Here is a 16,095-nt window from a genome sequence, read left to right as displayed (position 1 = left end):
TGAAAAAGGCTTCCGTCTGATGCGGAAGCCTTTTTCCTTATTTTTTATTTAAGAATGACAGACAGAAGAGACAATCTTCTTTTCTGACGCTTCCATAGTGGACGTTACAGATATGGAACCCTTCCTGATACAGACGTGCCAGATTATCATATCCTTCCCCTATATCAGCTTGCTCTGTCTTCTGTGTTTTTGATTCTTTTTTATCAGCTTTAAACTTTTCAATCTGTTGCGTCGTATCGTCCAGCCGTTTACGCAAATGCTTATTTTCAAGCTGTAGATGATGATTTTCTTCAATCATCTCACCGATATGCTGCTTTAAATCCCCCAGCTGCCGGTAAAGCGAGCCGATTTGTTCTTCTAAGTTAATGACGGTATCAAATAACTCTTTTTTATCCAAGGTTCCACACCTCGTTAATCTGTGGTTTGTGCGGATACGACGCCCTCTTCCAAGAGCTCTTCCCAAGTATATTCTATCACTTTTTCACGGTTCATCAGTTCCACCTGAAGCACCCGTTCCAGAATATTCAGCCCGACGACTTTCGCAGGCCCGTTTGCTGTCGTAATCATTTCCCCTATATCCGGAAGCTGTTCCTTTGCAGTCTCATACTCATCGTTTTCGTATTTCAGACAGCACATCAGACGTCCGCAAAGACCAGAAATCTTTGTTGGATTTAAAGATAGGTTCTGATCCTTCGCCATCTTAATAGACACAGGTTCAAAATCTCCGAGGAATGTTGAACAGCAAAGCATTCTGCCGCAAGGGCCAATTCCTCCGAGCATTTTTGCCTCATCTCTCACTCCAATTTGGCGAAGCTCAATCCTTGTTTTGAAGATGGAGGCTAAATCCTTTACAAGTTCTCTAAAGTCTACTCGGCCGTCAGCAGTGAAGTAAAAAATTACTTTATTGCGGTCGAACGTAAACTCCACATCGACCAGCTTCATATCCAAGCCGTGATCTATTACTTTCTTTTGGCATATTTCAAATGCTGATAAAGCTTCTTGTTTATTTTCTTCTACAATGAGAAGATCGCGCTCGTCAGCCACGCGTATCACTTTACGGAGCGGAAGCACAACATCATGCTCATCCACCTGTTTATTCGCGACAACAACCTGGCCGTACTCAACGCCTCTGACAGTTTCTACAATGACGCAGCTGTCTTGTTCTATATGAAATCCATTCGGATCGAAATAATATATTTTACCCGCTTTCTTAAAGCGGACGCCAATTACATTGTACAAGCTTATCCCTCCTGCAACATTAACACCAAGTGCTCCATTAGTCCCTGCACATTCACATTGGAATGAAGCCGTTTCTTTGCTTCTAAAACAGCAAGTATCTGGTTCGTAACGCTTTGTTGTGTTGATTGTAGCGCATGCTGTTTTATTGATTGGAATAAGTCTTGATAAATCAATTTATCTTCATTTCCTATTTGGATGGACAACACATCGCGATATATCAATAAGAGCATATCAAGACCCATTTCTTGATGGGTTTTTTCTTTGAAAAAGGGCATCCATTGATCTTGAATAAAGAAAAAGGCATGTCCTTTCCGCTGGTGTAAGACTTCATACAATTTTATCACTTTCGCTCTAGACTCTGCAAACTCATCATTTCGACTTAATTCGACTGCTTCTGCTACATTGTTGGTCATGTTCGCCAGGAGCCTCGCCATATAAGGCGAGACGTCCTGTTCTATCAGTCGGTCTTCAATTGCTTTGGGCTGCAAAGGCTGAAAAGGAAGGGTTTGGCATCTTGAAATGATGGTATCCATTAACCTTTGAGGCTGCTCAGTGATAAGGATGGCCATTGTGTCTCTGTTCGGTTCCTCTAAAAACTTCAGCAGGCTGTTTGCGGCATTAGCCGTCATTTGATCTGCATGTGATATGATATACAGCTTTTTATGCGATTCAAGCCCTGTTTTTGAAAACTCTTCTTGCAGCGCTTGAATTTGTGCCTTTTTAATCGATAACCCATCAGGCTGGACCAGATGGAGATCAGGGTGGTTCCCCGACTCAATCCGCTTACAATTTCTGCAGTTCTCACAAGGCTCTGCTCCGGCTTCCAGACAAAAAAAGCTTTTCGCAAGAAGCATTGCGGCCTCCAGCTTGCCTGTTCCTTTTTTGCCCTCAAATAAATAAGCGTGTGATAATCTGTCCTTCTCAATACTATTATATAAAAGCTTCATTACTCTGGGCTGAAGCTCGGTCATTTCCTTCCAGGATATTGCCATTGTATCACTCTCTATGTGTAAAGGTTAATTAATAAACCTTTTATTTCGCCAATACGCTCCAGCAAATCAATTGCCGGTTTTTCCAGATCCATCATCTCTTCTGTAAGCTTTATCAATTTCTCGTCTATTTCTTTCACAAGTCCCAGTGTTCTGCTGTTTCCGTAAAGATCAAAGCTTTTCGACGTCTCATGTGAAAGACCGCTGTCAACAGCTTCTTTGACAAAACGTTTCACAAGCCCTTTAAATCTTGCCAAGTCTTTAAAATTCCTTGATTTCGTCAGTCTTTTCCCAAATGCTTCTATGTCTGTTAACAGCCTGGTCAGCTGATCAAACTTTAATTTGCTGCTTTGGTTCTCCATTGATGTTTTAAAAGATGCTGAAATCTCAGCTGTTTTCATAGAAGGAAGCTGCTTATTATCTATAAATGTGCGTATATCTTTATTGATTTTCACAGTTTCAAATCCTTAAAATTGATGAAATTCATCGACTGGAAGGACAAATACTGTCGCTCCGCCAACTTCAACTTCGACTGGATAAGGGACATATGAATCAGCATTTCCGCCCATTGGAGATACAGGAGCAATCATCTGATCACGTTTCTGTCCGTTTTCTTTAATGAGACTCAATGCTTTATCGACGCGTATATCCTCGACACCAATCATAAACGTTGTATTGCCTGATTTAAGAAATCCTCCTGTCGTCGCAAGCTTTGTGACTCTAAAGTTGTGATCTGTTAAAGTTTTCAAAAGTCGGTTGCTGTCCTGATCTTGTACAACTGCCACTATTAATTTCATCTGTAAAGGCCTCCTTTAGATTGGAAACAACAATGATCTCGTTTACATTATTATATCAACTAATGAGAAACAGGTCACAATTGAATTTTTTTCAACGCTTCATTGATAACCTTTTGAACGTCCTGAACAACGAGGTCTTTCGATTGAGCGGCATCAACTGAATGGAATCTTTCTGGAAAACGCTTCATCAGCTCCCGATAACCTTCCTGAACTTTTGTATGAAAGCTCAACTTTTCCAGATCGAGCCGATTTTTCTCCCGAGAGTCGTTCGCATCAATACGCTTCAGGCCCTCTTCCGGATCAATTGAAAAATATATTGTGACATGAGGCATCATATCCCCAATGGCGAATTGGTTAATCGAAAGAACCTCATCAATCCCAAGGCCTCTTGCATATCCTTGGTATGCGAGTGAACTGTCAATGAATCTGTCACAAAGTACAATATTCCCCTGCTCTAAAGCAGGTTTTACTTTTTCAACTAAATGCTGACGTCTTGCAGCTGCATATAAGAGAGCTTCTGTTTTTGGATCCATTAACGTGTTGTTCTCGTTTAGAATAACTTCTCGAATTTGTTCTGCGATATCTATGCCGCCTGGTTCCCGTGTTGCTGTAACCTGAAGGCCCTCTGCTGTCAGTATCTTTTTCATTTCCTGTAATACAGTTGTTTTTCCCGCGCCTTCAGGACCTTCAAATGTAATAAATAAACCGCTCATGATTTCTCCTCTTCTATATAAACAAGTAATTGCTTCTCATTGATTTTCATATTCCCTTGAACATGCGTTTTCATGCTGATCAAGCGGCTGAGCTTTTGCACGCTTTCTCTTGTGATTCTTTCGCCTGCCATAATCATCGGAATTCCCGGCGGATAAGGTATAACATCCTCTGCATTCAGCCGGCCTGCCGCTTCATTGAAATTCACATATTCTTTCTGTAACGTGTTTAAAACCTTTCTTTGATAAGGCAAGACAGTAATAGGCTGTGCTACCCATTCTGCTGAAACATTTATCTGATCAGATGGAGTCTTTTCGATCTCATGATCAATGTTCTTAATTGTTTCCGCATCGATTCTCCGTTTTCCTCCCAAAGGGAGAACAAGCAAAACCTGATTTTCATCGGCAAGCTCTGTGAATATGTTGACACGCTCTAATATTTTTTGCAGTGTAAAACCTGAATGGCCACATTTGGAACGAATGGTGAGCTTCAGCGGATCAGTGGAAAGCCGTTGATTGGCCGGTTCAACCGTTTCAGCATATGTAAGTGAATCAAACGTTTGTTTAATCGATTGAATATGCTGCAGAACGTCAGAAAGCTTATGTTCCTCTATCATATGCTGCACATAAGCGCGAGCAAGATCCAATGAAGCCATTATCGGATAAGACGGGCTGCTGCTTTGTAAACGATTCAAGTAATCCGCTACCCTGTTTCGTTCAATCCTGTTGCTATTGAGGTGCAAATAAGACCCCATCGTCATGGCAGGCAGCGTTTTGTGCGCCGACTGGACAACAATATCTGCTCCCATTTGCAACGCTGAAGCCGGAAAAGGCTCCCCTAAAACAAAGTGCGCGCCATGCGCTTCATCCACCAGCACAGGAATCCCGTATTGATGGGCCTCTGAAATGATTTCAGTCAAATCCGCGCTATGTCCATAATAAGTCGGATTGGTCAGCACCAGTCCCTTCGCATGTGGATATGCCTTTAGAGCTTCTTTTATCGTATCAAGCGGAACATGCGTAGGCACATGCATGAATTCATCAATGTCAGGTGCGAGATAAACCGGCTCAGCTCCAGCCAAATCAACAGCATGAAAGACAGATTTATGGCAGTTTCTTTGGATCAGGATCGTATCTCCAGGATCACAAACTGATAAAATCATCGCTAAGTTGCCGACAGTCGTGCCGTTTACAAGAAAAAAACTTTCTGCCGCTCCATACAATTGGCTGACAAGATCTTGGGCTTCCTTAATTACTCCTGAAGGATGATGCAAATCATCAAGCCCCGATAGCTCAGTCAGATCAATTGTAAGAAGCGGGTTGTATATGGTCTTAGCCTCATCAAAAAAGACATCTCCATTGTGATGTCCCGGAACGTGAAATGAATGAGAATTCCTTCTCGCATGTTGAATCAGTGCATGATATAAAGGTGTGTTCATTAAAACAATCCTTTTGAATGTGTATTCTTACTCTTTATTATATCGTTCCTATGACAGAACTTAAAGCTAAGTCTTACTGGTAAACTACCTTTCCTTTATCGCGAGCAGCTTTTGCTTCAAATCGCCTTCCATCATCATGAGCTCTTCTTCAGCCTGTCGGCGTTTGATCCGCCCTTCTTCTTGAATCGTCAGCGTTTCTTCAAGCGTACTGATTAAGCTTTCCTGTACCTTCTTTAAGGTATCAATATCAACAAGCCCTCGTTCATTTGCTTTCACTGTTTCAATCGTATTGGTTTTTAAAAGCTCCGCGTTTTTTAGCAAAAGTTCATTGGTTGTATCGGATACTTTTTGCTGTGCATCCACAGCGTTTCGCTGCCGTAAAAGTGTCAATGCAATCGCTACTTGGTTTTTCCAAAGGGGGATTGCAGTTACTATGGATGACTGGATTTTTTCAGCTAATGCCTGATTCGTATTTTGAATTAACCTGATTTGCGGAGCACTTTGTATAGTAATTTGCCTGCTCAATAGCAAGTCGTGCACCCTTTTATCCAATCGGTCAGCAAACTGGATCAAATCGTTTACTTCTTGAACGGCCATTTGATTATGTTCGCTTGATTCGGCCTGTCGTTTCAGTTCAGGAATTGTTTTCGTTCTTAATTCATCAAGCTTCAATTCACCAGCAGCAATATAAACATTCAGTGCAGAAAAATATTCTTTGTTTTTATCATATAACTGCTCTAACAGCTTATTATCACTGATTAATGCATGTTTTGAATGCTCAAGTTTTAAACTGATTCTGTCTATCTGCACACTGGTCTTTTGATACTTTGACAGAACCTCCTGAAGAGAATGAGACACTTTCCCAAACATGCGTGCCAAGAAACCTTTTTTCTTAGTCTGCAGTTCATCTGGGTTTACTTGCTCCAGCTTTTTCATCAGTTCACCAAGGATTTCACCGATTTCGCCGACGTCCTTCTTTTGAACATGATCAATCATCGTATGAGAAAAATTCAGCAGCTTAGACTGGGCTTGTGAGCCGTACAAGACAATACTGTTCATATTGTTATGATCGATCTGTTGAGACAACTGGTATGCTTTTTCTTTGTTTTCTTCAGGCAGAACATCGACAAGACGCACTGGCTGCTTCTCTGATTCAACAGCCTCCCCCTTTGGTATTTTGATATCTCCAAAAGGGTCTGCCAACACTCCGTCTATTTGAAGGTCACTTCGATCTTTATTCACCGTCCTTGCTCCCTTCCACTATTTTTTCAAAGAATGCTTTGCTGCATCTAATTCAAATTGCAGTTCACCAATTTCGTCGCCCATTAATTGAGTTAAATCTTCTTCTAAACGCTTCGTCAATTCAGCAAGTGTGATACGTGCTTCACTCAAAGACATCGAAAGTTCTTTGTTTTTTTTCGGATGAGAAGAAAGAAAAGCATATTTCTCCGTCAGTTCCACAACAGAATCTAGAGTCTGATAAAAGAAACGCTCAGCCCGATAAAACCGTTTTGGCTCTTTTTTGGTTAACATATAGATCCTTCTCACAAGTCTAAGCATTTCTGCATTTTGCTTAAACATCTGGATATTTTTCGCTTGAAATAAGGCTTTTCTTAGACGGATTATCTTTTGTCTTGCTTCCTCAAGATTTTTCTTAATGTACGCATATTCTCTTCCCGTCAGTTCATGTCTTTTAAGAAATAACCGCCTAGAATTCCACAAACCCGCTGTGTATACGAGAGCTGCTGATGAGACGCCATATACAAAAGATAAAAAAAGTGTTTGGTTAAAACCAAAAAAACTCAAAAACCCTATGAAAACAAAAGTCGCACTGCTTGTGAAACTCCATATCAAAAATTGAAGAATTCTATGCATCAACATCATCGACTCCTGTGAGTATTTCATATTTAACATTATTATCTACTACGTTCAGTCCCTAAACAAGTTTCATGTTCTTTTATCGTATCCATTGCCTTTATATAAAGTGAAAAATGGCACAAAAAAAGACCTTCTCAGGTCTAAGAGTATAATGGCGGTGTATGAATGCTCTTTAGTTTCTTAACATAAAAGGCATAGTCAGGATCGGAAGTTGCTGTAGAAATTACTTTTCTCTCACAATCTAAGCATATGAATTTTGTATAAAGATGAATCCCTCTGCTTTTCTCTTGTTCGCATATAATACATGTTTGATGGTGTTTAACCGTTTCGTCCATCGTCCCCACCTCCGTACAATTAGCCTTTCCTGAAACCTGATATTGTATACATTATTTAGATCTTTTGGAATCTTGAGATCAGTATATGGGCTATATAAGCTGTCGGTGTTTGTATAGTTTCGATTTCACTTGTACATGGACAAACAAAAAACCCAGCTCAAAGAGCTGGGTTTTACCCTTGCTTGGCGGCGTCCTACTCTCACAGGGGGAAACCCCCGACTACCATCGGCGCTGAAGAGCTTAACTTCCGTGTTCGGCATGGGAACGGGTGTGACCTCTTCGCTATCGCCACCAAACAATTGAGAGTGTTCTCTCAAAACTAGATAACAGATGTGACATCATTAGAAATTAGGTTAAGTCCTCGATCGATTAGTATCTGTCAGCTCCATGTGTCGCCACACTTCCACCTCAGACCTATCAACCTGATCATCTTTCAGGGATCTTACTTCCTTGCGGAATGGGAAATCTCATCTTGAGGGGGGCTTCATGCTTAGATGCTTTCAGCACTTATCCCGTCCGCACATAGCTACCCAGCGATGCCCTTGGCAGAACAACTGGTACACCAGCGGTGCGTCCATCCCGGTCCTCTCGTACTAAGGACAGCTCCTCTCAAATTTCCTGCGCCCGCGACGGATAGGGACCGAACTGTCTCACGACGTTCTGAACCCAGCTCGCGTACCGCTTTAATGGGCGAACAGCCCAACCCTTGGGACCGACTACAGCCCCAGGATGCGATGAGCCGACATCGAGGTGCCAAACCTCCCCGTCGATGTGGACTCTTGGGGGAGATAAGCCTGTTATCCCCGGGGTAGCTTTTATCCGTTGAGCGATGGCCCTTCCATGCGGAACCACCGGATCACTAAGCCCGACTTTCGTCCCTGCTCGACTTGTAGGTCTCGCAGTCAAGCTCCCTTGTGCCTTTACACTCTGCGAATGATTTCCAACCATTCTGAGGGAACCTTTGGGCGCCTCCGTTACCTTTTAGGAGGCGACCGCCCCAGTCAAACTGCCCACCTGACACTGTCTCCCCGCCCGATAAGGGCGGCGGGTTAGAAGGTCAATACAGCCAGGGTAGTATCCCACCGATGCCTCCACCGAAGCTGGCGCTCCGGTTTCCAAGGCTCCTACCTATCCTGTACAAGCTGTACCAACATTCAATATCAGGCTGCAGTAAAGCTCCACGGGGTCTTTCCGTCCTGTCGCGGGTAACCTGCATCTTCACAGGTACTATAATTTCACCGAGTCTCTCGTTGAGACAGTGCCCAGATCGTTGCGCCTTTCGTGCGGGTCGGAACTTACCCGACAAGGAATTTCGCTACCTTAGGACCGTTATAGTTACGGCCGCCGTTTACTGGGGCTTCAATTCGCACCTTCGCTTACGCTAAGCGCTCCTCTTAACCTTCCAGCACCGGGCAGGCGTCAGCCCCTATACTTCGCCTTACGGCTTCGCAGAGACCTGTGTTTTTGCTAAACAGTCGCCTGGGCCTATTCACTGCGGCTCTCTCGGGCTTTCACCCTAACAGAGCACCCCTTCTCCCGAAGTTACGGGGTCATTTTGCCGAGTTCCTTAACGAGAGTTCTCTCGATCACCTTAGGATTCTCTCCTCGCCTACCTGTGTCGGTTTGCGGTACGGGCACCTCTCACCTCGCTAGAGGCTTTTCTTGGCAGTGTGGAATCAGGAACTTCGCTACTAAATTTCGCTCGCCATCACAGCTCAGCCTTATGGGAAACGGATTTGCCTATTTCCCAGCCTAACTGCTTGGACGCGGATATCCAATACCGCGCTTACCCTATCCTCCTGCGTCCCCCCATTGCTCAAATGGTGAGGAGGTGGTACAGGAATATCAACCTGTTGTCCATCGCCTACGCCTTTCGGCCTCGGCTTAGGTCCCGACTAACCCTGAGCGGACGAGCCTTCCTCAGGAAACCTTAGGCATTCGGTGGAGGGGATTCTCACCCCTCTTTCGCTACTCATACCGGCATTCTCACTTCTAAGCGCTCCACCAGTCCTTCCGGTCTGGCTTCACAGCCCTTAGAACGCTCTCCTACCACTGTTCGAAGAACAGTCCGCAGCTTCGGTGATACGTTTAGCCCCGGTACATTTTCGGCGCAGAGTCACTCGACCAGTGAGCTATTACGCACTCTTTAAATGGTGGCTGCTTCTAAGCCAACATCCTGGTTGTCTAAGCAACTCCACATCCTTTTCCACTTAACGTATACTTTGGGACCTTAGCTGGCGGTCTGGGCTGTTTCCCTTTCGACTACGGATCTTATCACTCGCAGTCTGACTCCCAAGGATAAGTCATTGGCATTCGGAGTTTGACTGAATTCGGTAACCCGGTAGGGGCCCCTAGTCCAATCAGTGCTCTACCTCCAAGACTCTTACCTTGAGGCTAGCCCTAAAGCTATTTCGGAGAGAACCAGCTATCTCCAGGTTCGATTGGCATTTCACCCCTACCCACACCTCATCCCCGCACTTTTCAACGTGCGTGGGTTCGGGCCTCCATTCAGTGTTACCTGAACTTCACCCTGGACATGGGTAGATCACCTGGTTTCGGGTCTACGACCACGTACTCATGCGCCCTATTCAGACTCGCTTTCGCTGCGGCTCCGCATCTTCTGCTTAACCTTGCACGGGATCGTAACTCGCCGGTTCATTCTACAAAAGGCACGCCATCACCCGTTAACGGGCTCTGACTACTTGTAGGCACACGGTTTCAGGATCTCTTTCACTCCCCTTCCGGGGTGCTTTTCACCTTTCCCTCACGGTACTGGTTCACTATCGGTCACTAGGGAGTATTTAGCCTTGGGAGATGGTCCTCCCGGATTCCGACGGAATTTCACGTGTTCCGCCGTACTCAGGATCCACTCTGGAGAGAACGAAGTTTTGACTACAGGGCTGTTACCTTCTATGGCGGGCCTTTCCAGACCTCTTCATCTACCTCGTTCCTTTGTAACTCCGTATAGAGTGTCCTACAACCCCAAGAGGCAAGCCTCTTGGTTTGGGCTAATCCCGTTTCGCTCGCCGCTACTCAGGGAATCGCATTTGCTTTCTCTTCCTCCGGGTACTTAGATGTTTCAGTTCCCCGGGTCTGCCTTCTCATATCCTATGAATTCAGATATGGATACCACTCCATTACGAGTGGTGGGTTTCCCCATTCGGAAATCTCCGGATCAAAGCTTGCTTACAGCTCCCCGAAGCATATCGGTGTTCGTCCCGTCCTTCATCGGCTCCTAGTGCCAAGGCATCCACCGTGCGCCCTTTCTAACTTAACCGTTAAAAAGAATCACTATGTGATATCTTGTGTTACTAATTGAATGTGATGTCTACTGTTATCTAGTTTTCAAAGAACACGTTGGTGGAGCCTAGCGGGATCGAACCGCTGACCTCCTGCGTGCAAAGCAGGCGCTCTCCCAGCTGAGCTAAGGCCCCATTTGTATAAGATGGTGGGCCTGAGTGGACTCGAACCACCGACCTCACGCTTATCAGGCGTGCGCTCTAACCAGCTGAGCTACAGGCCCATCTTAACTTATTCAAGGAACAAAGTTCCTTCAAAACTAAACAAGACAGGGAACGTTCTGTTTATAAGACCCAAGGTCTTATATTCCGTAAATATCCTTAGAAAGGAGGTGATCCAGCCGCACCTTCCGATACGGCTACCTTGTTACGACTTCACCCCAATCATCTGTCCCACCTTCGGCGGCTGGCTCCATAAAGGTTACCTCACCGACTTCGGGTGTTACAAACTCTCGTGGTGTGACGGGCGGTGTGTACAAGGCCCGGGAACGTATTCACCGCGGCATGCTGATCCGCGATTACTAGCGATTCCAGCTTCACGCAGTCGAGTTGCAGACTGCGATCCGAACTGAGAACAGATTTGTGGGATTGGCTTAACCTCGCGGTTTTGCTGCCCTTTGTTCTGTCCATTGTAGCACGTGTGTAGCCCAGGTCATAAGGGGCATGATGATTTGACGTCATCCCCACCTTCCTCCGGTTTGTCACCGGCAGTCACCTTAGAGTGCCCAACTGAATGCTGGCAACTAAGATCAAGGGTTGCGCTCGTTGCGGGACTTAACCCAACATCTCACGACACGAGCTGACGACAACCATGCACCACCTGTCACTCTGCCCCCGAAGGGGACGTCCTATCTCTAGGATTGTCAGAGGATGTCAAGACCTGGTAAGGTTCTTCGCGTTGCTTCGAATTAAACCACATGCTCCACCGCTTGTGCGGGCCCCCGTCAATTCCTTTGAGTTTCAGTCTTGCGACCGTACTCCCCAGGCGGAGTGCTTAATGCGTTAGCTGCAGCACTAAGGGGCGGAAACCCCCTAACACTTAGCACTCATCGTTTACGGCGTGGACTACCAGGGTATCTAATCCTGTTCGCTCCCCACGCTTTCGCTCCTCAGCGTCAGTTACAGACCAGAGAGTCGCCTTCGCCACTGGTGTTCCTCCACATCTCTACGCATTTCACCGCTACACGTGGAATTCCACTCTCCTCTTCTGCACTCAAGTTCCCCAGTTTCCAATGACCCTCCCCGGTTGAGCCGGGGGCTTTCACATCAGACTTAAGGAACCGCCTGCGAGCCCTTTACGCCCAATAATTCCGGACAACGCTTGCCACCTACGTATTACCGCGGCTGCTGGCACGTAGTTAGCCGTGGCTTTCTGGTTAGGTACCGTCAAGGTACCGCCCTATTCGAACGGTACTTGTTCTTCCCTAACAACAGAGCTTTACGATCCGAAAACCTTCATCACTCACGCGGCGTTGCTCCGTCAGACTTTCGTCCATTGCGGAAGATTCCCTACTGCTGCCTCCCGTAGGAGTCTGGGCCGTGTCTCAGTCCCAGTGTGGCCGATCACCCTCTCAGGTCGGCTACGCATCGTTGCCTTGGTGAGCCGTTACCTCACCAACTAGCTAATGCGCCGCGGGTCCATCTGTAAGTGGTAGCCGAAGCCACCTTTTATGTTTGAACCATGCGGTTCAAACAAGCATCCGGTATTAGCCCCGGTTTCCCGGAGTTATCCCAGTCTTACAGGCAGGTTACCCACGTGTTACTCACCCGTCCGCCGCTAACATCAGGGAGCAAGCTCCCATCTGTCCGCTCGACTTGCATGTATTAGGCACGCCGCCAGCGTTCGTCCTGAGCCAGGATCAAACTCTCCGATAAAGTAGTTTGACTGACTACGCACATCGCTGTGCGATTTTATAATAAAACTTGAATTAACAGGTACGTTTTGTCTTGTTTAGTTTTCAAAGAACTTTGCAATCACTCTTTAAGCGACTTTATTATCATAACATTTTCTGCTGTTTCCGTCAACAACTTTTTTTCGTAATTTCTTTAAAAAGCTTATCCATCATCAGCGACGTATATTAGAATAACACCCTTACGTCTTAAAGTCAACATATAATATGAATTAAACAATAAAATGCTTAATCACTACTAACGCTGCTATTCCCGGTATGCCCAAAATTCCGCTTATGGCTGTTGTGACAATATTAATCGGCACATGGATGCCAAGGCTGCCTCCGAACATGTTCACACATACCAACAACAAAGCACCCGCTACACATTTAACAGCAGTTATACCAATCCACTTTAGCGGCTTTGCAGGTGAACCTGATAAAAACAGAAGAATAACTAGTCCTAAAATAATCCCTATAATGAAAATAGGCTCCATGAATCTTCTCATCCCCTTCGCTTGTTCTAGTACAAGCTTATGAGAAGATCCAGGAGTTTAGACCACTTACTTCCACCGGCTGATTGTCAAATTTCGCTGTTTCGCTTCCCTCAAGTAAAAAAAATATTTCGCTTCAGCTACTTTCAGCTCGCATAAAACCTCAGCTGATGGCTCAAGGCTTTTCTCGACCAGCTTCTTTTGCCTATTCCACTCTTCCTTTTGCTTAAAAAGCTGCTCGATTAGTTTTTCATCAAACTCTCTTCTCAATGTTTTCTTGCGAAGAAAACCCATGGATCGCTTTTTCCTCCCTTACAATTCACGTCTTCCTTCAAGTGCTTTAGAAAGAGTGACCTCATCAGCATATTCCAAGTCACCGCCGACGGGCAGTCCGTGGGCAATACGGGAGAGCTTAATACCAGATGGCTTCAAGAGCCTTGATATATACATCGCTGTTGCTTCCCCTTCTATATTAGGGTTTGTTGCGAGAATCACTTCTGTCACTTGATCATCCTGTAATCGTTTTAACAATTCTGGTATCTTTATATCCTCTGGTCCGATGCCGTCCATTGGGGAAATGGCGCCGTGGAGAACATGATACTGTCCGTTGTATTCTTTCATTTTCTCCATAGCAATAACATCCTTAGGGTCTTGCACAACACAGATAATGGACTTATCCCTTCTTGTATCTTCACATATATAACAAGGGTCCTGATCTGTAATATGCCCGCAAACTGAACAATATGTCAGATTGCGTTTCGCATTTACCAATGCCTTCGCAAAATCTAATACCACATCTTCTTTCATACCTAGAACAAAAAAAGCCAGACGAACCGCTGTTTTCGGTCCGATCCCTGGCAATTTCATAAAGCTGTCGATCAGCTTTGATATTGGTTCAGGATATTGCATTTTCTTTTATCCCCCTAGAACAAACCTGGCATGTTCATTCCTTTTGTAAATTGACCCATTGTTTCGTTTGTGATCTCGTCAACTTTTTTCAAGGCTTCATTTGTTGCAGCAAGCACTAAATCCTGAAGCATTTCGATATCTTCCGGGTCAACTACGTCTTCATTAATGATGACATCCAGAATTTCTTTTTGCCCGTTTGCTTTTACTGTTACCATACCGCCGCCTGCAGTTCCTTCAACTACCTTTTCTGCAAGCTCTTCTTGAGCCTTGGCCATATCCTTTTGCATTTTTTGCATTTGCTTCATCATTTTTTGCATATTTCCCATTCCGCCACGCATAGCATTCACTCTCTTTCATATTGTTAGTCTTTTATTTCAATTAAATCCGCTCCGACAAGCTTTTTCGCCTCGGCAATAAGCGGATCTTCTTCAGCCGGTTCATTTGATCCTTCATTTTCCTGCTGATGATCTACTAAAAATTCTTCTCTTATTTTACCCCATTGTGCTTCTGGAACGCCAATCAAATCTATTCTTTTACCGAGCATTGATTCTAAAATCTGTTCAAGATTAGTCCGGACTCCGTTGTTATCCTCCGCGACCATTTTACAATGTATTTCATATTTGAATTTCAGTACAAATGCTGTAGAAGCTGCAGCCACAGGTTCACTGTCATTCAGCAGCGCAGCATGAGATACTTTGTTTTGCTGTTTCAAATGAGCCAGAAGCTTGCCCCAGCTGCTTTTGAGCTGATCAAGGTCCGTCCTCGTTGCTTCCTTTAAAATCTCATGAATTCTGCCTACCGGCGCTTTGTAATTGGATTTTCCGCCTTTTGGCGCACGCGGTCCCTCTTTTTTCGGACTTTCCGCCGCTGCTTTTACGCCGGTGGTTTTGAGCCGTTCTACTTCTTGCTCAAGCTGCTGGATCTTTTTCATCAGCATATCAACTTCAGGCAGATCCGCAGCAGCTGGTTGATGAGACGTCTGACAAATCTTCACCACAGCCACCTCAAAGAAGATACGGGGATGGTTCGTCCATTTCATTTCCTGGTGGCTCTTGTTCAGGATATCGATCATTTCATATATCGCCTGAGTCGGAATTTGTTCACTCAATTCTCGGAACGTTTCATCGACTTTTACTTTTTCCAGTACACCCTCTAAGCCAGGAGCTGTTTTGAACAGCAGCATGTCTCTGAAATAGAAAATCATATCCTCTATCAGCTTCGCCGGGTCTTTCCCTTGCTGAAGCAGCTCATTCAATGTTTCCAAAGCTTCAGAAACATGTTTTTCATGCAGAGATTGCGCAAGCTTTCCTATATATAACTGAGAAACGGCTCCGGTAATCAGAAGCGCATCATCAACTTTTAGCTCGTCAACGCTGAATGAGACTGCCTGATCAAGAAGGCTCAAAGCATCCCTCATACCGCCATCTGCAGCACTCGCAATAATGTCGAGCGCTCCTTCTTCAACCTGCAGCTCTTCAGCATCAACTATTTTGTTCATACGTCCGACAATCGCTTGGGATGTAATTCGCTTGAAGTCAAAACGCTGACATCTGGATATAATGGTTAAAGGAATTTTGTGCGGTTCTGTTGTTGCTAAAATGAAAATACAATGCTCAGGCGGCTCTTCTAACGTTTTTAATAACGCGTTAAAGGCGCCGATAGACAGCATATGCACCTCATCTATGATATATACCTTATATGTGACGGCCGACGGGGCAAACTTCACTTTGTCGCGGATGTCACGAATTTCATCAACACCGTTGTTAGAAGCGGCATCAATTTCTATGACATCGGATATGGACCCGTTTGTTATCCCTTTACAGGCAGCACATTCGTTACATGGCTCATCAACAGGAGCGTGTTCACAGTTGACAGCTTTGGCAAATATTTTGGCCGCACTGGTTTTTCCCGTACCCCTTGGCCCGGAAAACAGATAAGCATGAGAAAATTTCTTTTGCAAAAGGGCATTTTGCAGCGTTTTTGTAATGTGCTCTTGTCCAACCACATCTTCAAAGCGCTGAGGCCTGAATACTCGATATAAAGCTTGGTAACTCACGGGTGCGCCCTCCTCCGTTATTCATCATTCCCATTATACATGAACCGTGTATCGATTCCAA

The 16,095-nt window shown here is 45.0% G+C and carries 15 protein-coding genes, 2 tRNA genes and 3 rRNA genes; all 20 read right to left on the bottom strand.

The window, feature by feature from the left end:
• Positions 1 to 37 precede the first annotated feature (37 nt).
• Positions 38 to 397, bottom strand: coding sequence for a replication initiation-control protein YabA (yabA, locus tag NSU16_RS00225; protein ID WP_010332687.1), 360 nt, complete (start codon positions 395 to 397; stop codon positions 38 to 40).
• 14 nt (positions 398 to 411) lie between these two features.
• Positions 412 to 1,239, bottom strand: a complete 828-nt coding sequence (gene ricT / locus NSU16_RS00220; protein WP_010332686.1) for a competence/sporulation regulator complex protein RicT — start codon at positions 1,237 to 1,239, stop codon at positions 412 to 414.
• Between the two features lie 2 nt (positions 1,240 to 1,241).
• Positions 1,242 to 2,231 (bottom strand): DNA polymerase III subunit delta', encoded by a 990-nt coding sequence (holB, locus tag NSU16_RS00215; protein WP_339191850.1) that lies wholly within the window; start codon positions 2,229 to 2,231, stop codon positions 1,242 to 1,244.
• 11 nt (positions 2,232 to 2,242) lie between these two features.
• Complete coding sequence (locus NSU16_RS00210) at positions 2,243 to 2,683, bottom strand: YaaR family protein (RefSeq protein WP_010332684.1); 441 nt, start codon at positions 2,681 to 2,683, stop codon at positions 2,243 to 2,245.
• A 12-nt stretch (positions 2,684 to 2,695) separates the two neighbouring features.
• On the bottom strand, positions 2,696 to 3,025 hold the full coding sequence (gene darA / locus NSU16_RS00205; protein WP_003218295.1) for a cyclic di-AMP receptor DarA: 330 nt from the start codon (positions 3,023 to 3,025) through the stop codon (positions 2,696 to 2,698).
• 74 nt (positions 3,026 to 3,099) lie between these two features.
• The gene (tmk, locus tag NSU16_RS00200; protein ID WP_326331339.1) at positions 3,100 to 3,738 is read right to left on the bottom strand and encodes a dTMP kinase; all 639 of its coding nucleotides are present in this window, start codon (positions 3,736 to 3,738) and stop codon (positions 3,100 to 3,102) included.
• Positions 3,735 to 5,174: an aminotransferase class I/II-fold pyridoxal phosphate-dependent enzyme gene (locus NSU16_RS00195; RefSeq protein WP_339191849.1), complete on the bottom strand. Its 1,440-nt coding sequence runs from the start codon at positions 5,172 to 5,174 to the stop codon at positions 3,735 to 3,737. The genes tmk and NSU16_RS00195 overlap by 4 nt, the downstream gene beginning before the upstream one ends.
• A gap of 84 nt (positions 5,175 to 5,258) precedes the next feature.
• Complete coding sequence (locus tag NSU16_RS00190) at positions 5,259 to 6,416, bottom strand: toxic anion resistance protein (RefSeq protein ID WP_268506006.1); 1,158 nt, start codon at positions 6,414 to 6,416, stop codon at positions 5,259 to 5,261.
• 18 nt (positions 6,417 to 6,434) lie between these two features.
• A complete protein-coding gene (locus tag NSU16_RS00185; protein ID WP_339192616.1) occupies positions 6,435 to 7,049 on the bottom strand; it encodes a 5-bromo-4-chloroindolyl phosphate hydrolysis family protein in 615 nt (204 codons plus the stop codon).
• Between the two features lie 143 nt (positions 7,050 to 7,192).
• Positions 7,193 to 7,387, bottom strand: a complete 195-nt coding sequence (locus NSU16_RS00180) for a sigma factor G inhibitor Gin (protein WP_024123601.1) — start codon at positions 7,385 to 7,387, stop codon at positions 7,193 to 7,195.
• A gap of 180 nt (positions 7,388 to 7,567) precedes the next feature.
• Positions 7,568 to 7,683 (bottom strand): 5S ribosomal RNA (gene rrf / locus NSU16_RS00175).
• 53 nt (positions 7,684 to 7,736) lie between these two features.
• Positions 7,737 to 10,664, bottom strand: a 23S ribosomal RNA gene (locus tag NSU16_RS00170).
• A gap of 81 nt (positions 10,665 to 10,745) precedes the next feature.
• Positions 10,746 to 10,821: transfer RNA gene (locus NSU16_RS00165), tRNA-Ala, on the bottom strand.
• 12 nt (positions 10,822 to 10,833) lie between these two features.
• A tRNA-Ile gene (locus NSU16_RS00160) sits at positions 10,834 to 10,910 on the bottom strand.
• Between the two features lie 101 nt (positions 10,911 to 11,011).
• Positions 11,012 to 12,561 (bottom strand): 16S ribosomal RNA (locus NSU16_RS00155).
• The 16S, 23S and 5S rRNA genes sit together here with 2 tRNA genes alongside, the layout of an rRNA operon.
• A gap of 247 nt (positions 12,562 to 12,808) precedes the next feature.
• Positions 12,809 to 13,072, bottom strand: coding sequence for a sigma-K factor-processing regulator BofA (gene bofA / locus NSU16_RS00150; protein WP_010332746.1), 264 nt, complete (start codon positions 13,070 to 13,072; stop codon positions 12,809 to 12,811).
• A 66-nt stretch (positions 13,073 to 13,138) separates the two neighbouring features.
• Positions 13,139 to 13,363 (bottom strand): YaaL family protein, encoded by a 225-nt coding sequence (locus NSU16_RS00145; protein ID WP_010332745.1) that lies wholly within the window; start codon positions 13,361 to 13,363, stop codon positions 13,139 to 13,141.
• Between the two features lie 18 nt (positions 13,364 to 13,381).
• The gene (gene recR, locus NSU16_RS00140) at positions 13,382 to 13,978 is read right to left on the bottom strand and encodes a recombination protein RecR (protein WP_003242386.1); all 597 of its coding nucleotides are present in this window, start codon (positions 13,976 to 13,978) and stop codon (positions 13,382 to 13,384) included.
• A 14-nt stretch (positions 13,979 to 13,992) separates the two neighbouring features.
• Positions 13,993 to 14,316, bottom strand: coding sequence for a YbaB/EbfC family nucleoid-associated protein (locus NSU16_RS00135; RefSeq protein WP_010332744.1), 324 nt, complete (start codon positions 14,314 to 14,316; stop codon positions 13,993 to 13,995).
• A gap of 23 nt (positions 14,317 to 14,339) precedes the next feature.
• Entirely contained in the window at positions 14,340 to 16,034 is a 1,695-nt protein-coding gene (gene dnaX / locus NSU16_RS00130) for a DNA polymerase III subunit gamma/tau (protein WP_339191848.1), read from the bottom strand.
• Positions 16,035 to 16,095: the final 61 nt, after the last annotated feature.

The organism is Bacillus sp. FSL K6-1003, assembly GCF_037964945.1.
Classification (GTDB): domain Bacteria; phylum Bacillota; class Bacilli; order Bacillales; family Bacillaceae; genus Bacillus; species Bacillus mojavensis.
Note: the sequence above shows the minus strand (reverse complement) of the source record. Positions and strands in the feature narration are given on the sequence as shown.

Coding starts and splice junctions, on each gene's coding strand:
- holB (WP_339191850.1), bottom strand. CDS start 2,231: ATGGCAATATCCTGGAAGGAAATGACCGAGCTTCAGCCCAGAGTAATG.
- darA (WP_003218295.1), bottom strand. CDS start 3,025: ATGAAATTAATAGTGGCAGTTGTACAAGATCAGGACAGCAACCGACTT.
- tmk (WP_326331339.1), bottom strand. CDS start 3,738: ATGAGCGGTTTATTTATTACATTTGAAGGTCCTGAAGGCGCGGGAAAA.
- NSU16_RS00195 (WP_339191849.1), bottom strand. CDS start 5,174: ATGAACACACCTTTATATCATGCACTGATTCAACATGCGAGAAGGAAT.
- NSU16_RS00185 (WP_339192616.1), bottom strand. CDS start 7,049: ATGCATAGAATTCTTCAATTTTTGATATGGAGTTTCACAAGCAGTGCG.
- NSU16_RS00180 (WP_024123601.1), bottom strand. CDS start 7,387: ATGGACGAAACGGTTAAACACCATCAAACATGTATTATATGCGAACAA.
- bofA (WP_010332746.1), bottom strand. CDS start 13,072: ATGGAGCCTATTTTCATTATAGGGATTATTTTAGGACTAGTTATTCTT.
- NSU16_RS00145 (WP_010332745.1), bottom strand. CDS start 13,363: ATGGGTTTTCTTCGCAAGAAAACATTGAGAAGAGAGTTTGATGAAAAA.
- recR (WP_003242386.1), bottom strand. CDS start 13,978: ATGCAATATCCTGAACCAATATCAAAGCTGATCGACAGCTTTATGAAA.
- NSU16_RS00135 (WP_010332744.1), bottom strand. CDS start 14,316: ATGCGTGGCGGAATGGGAAATATGCAAAAAATGATGAAGCAAATGCAA.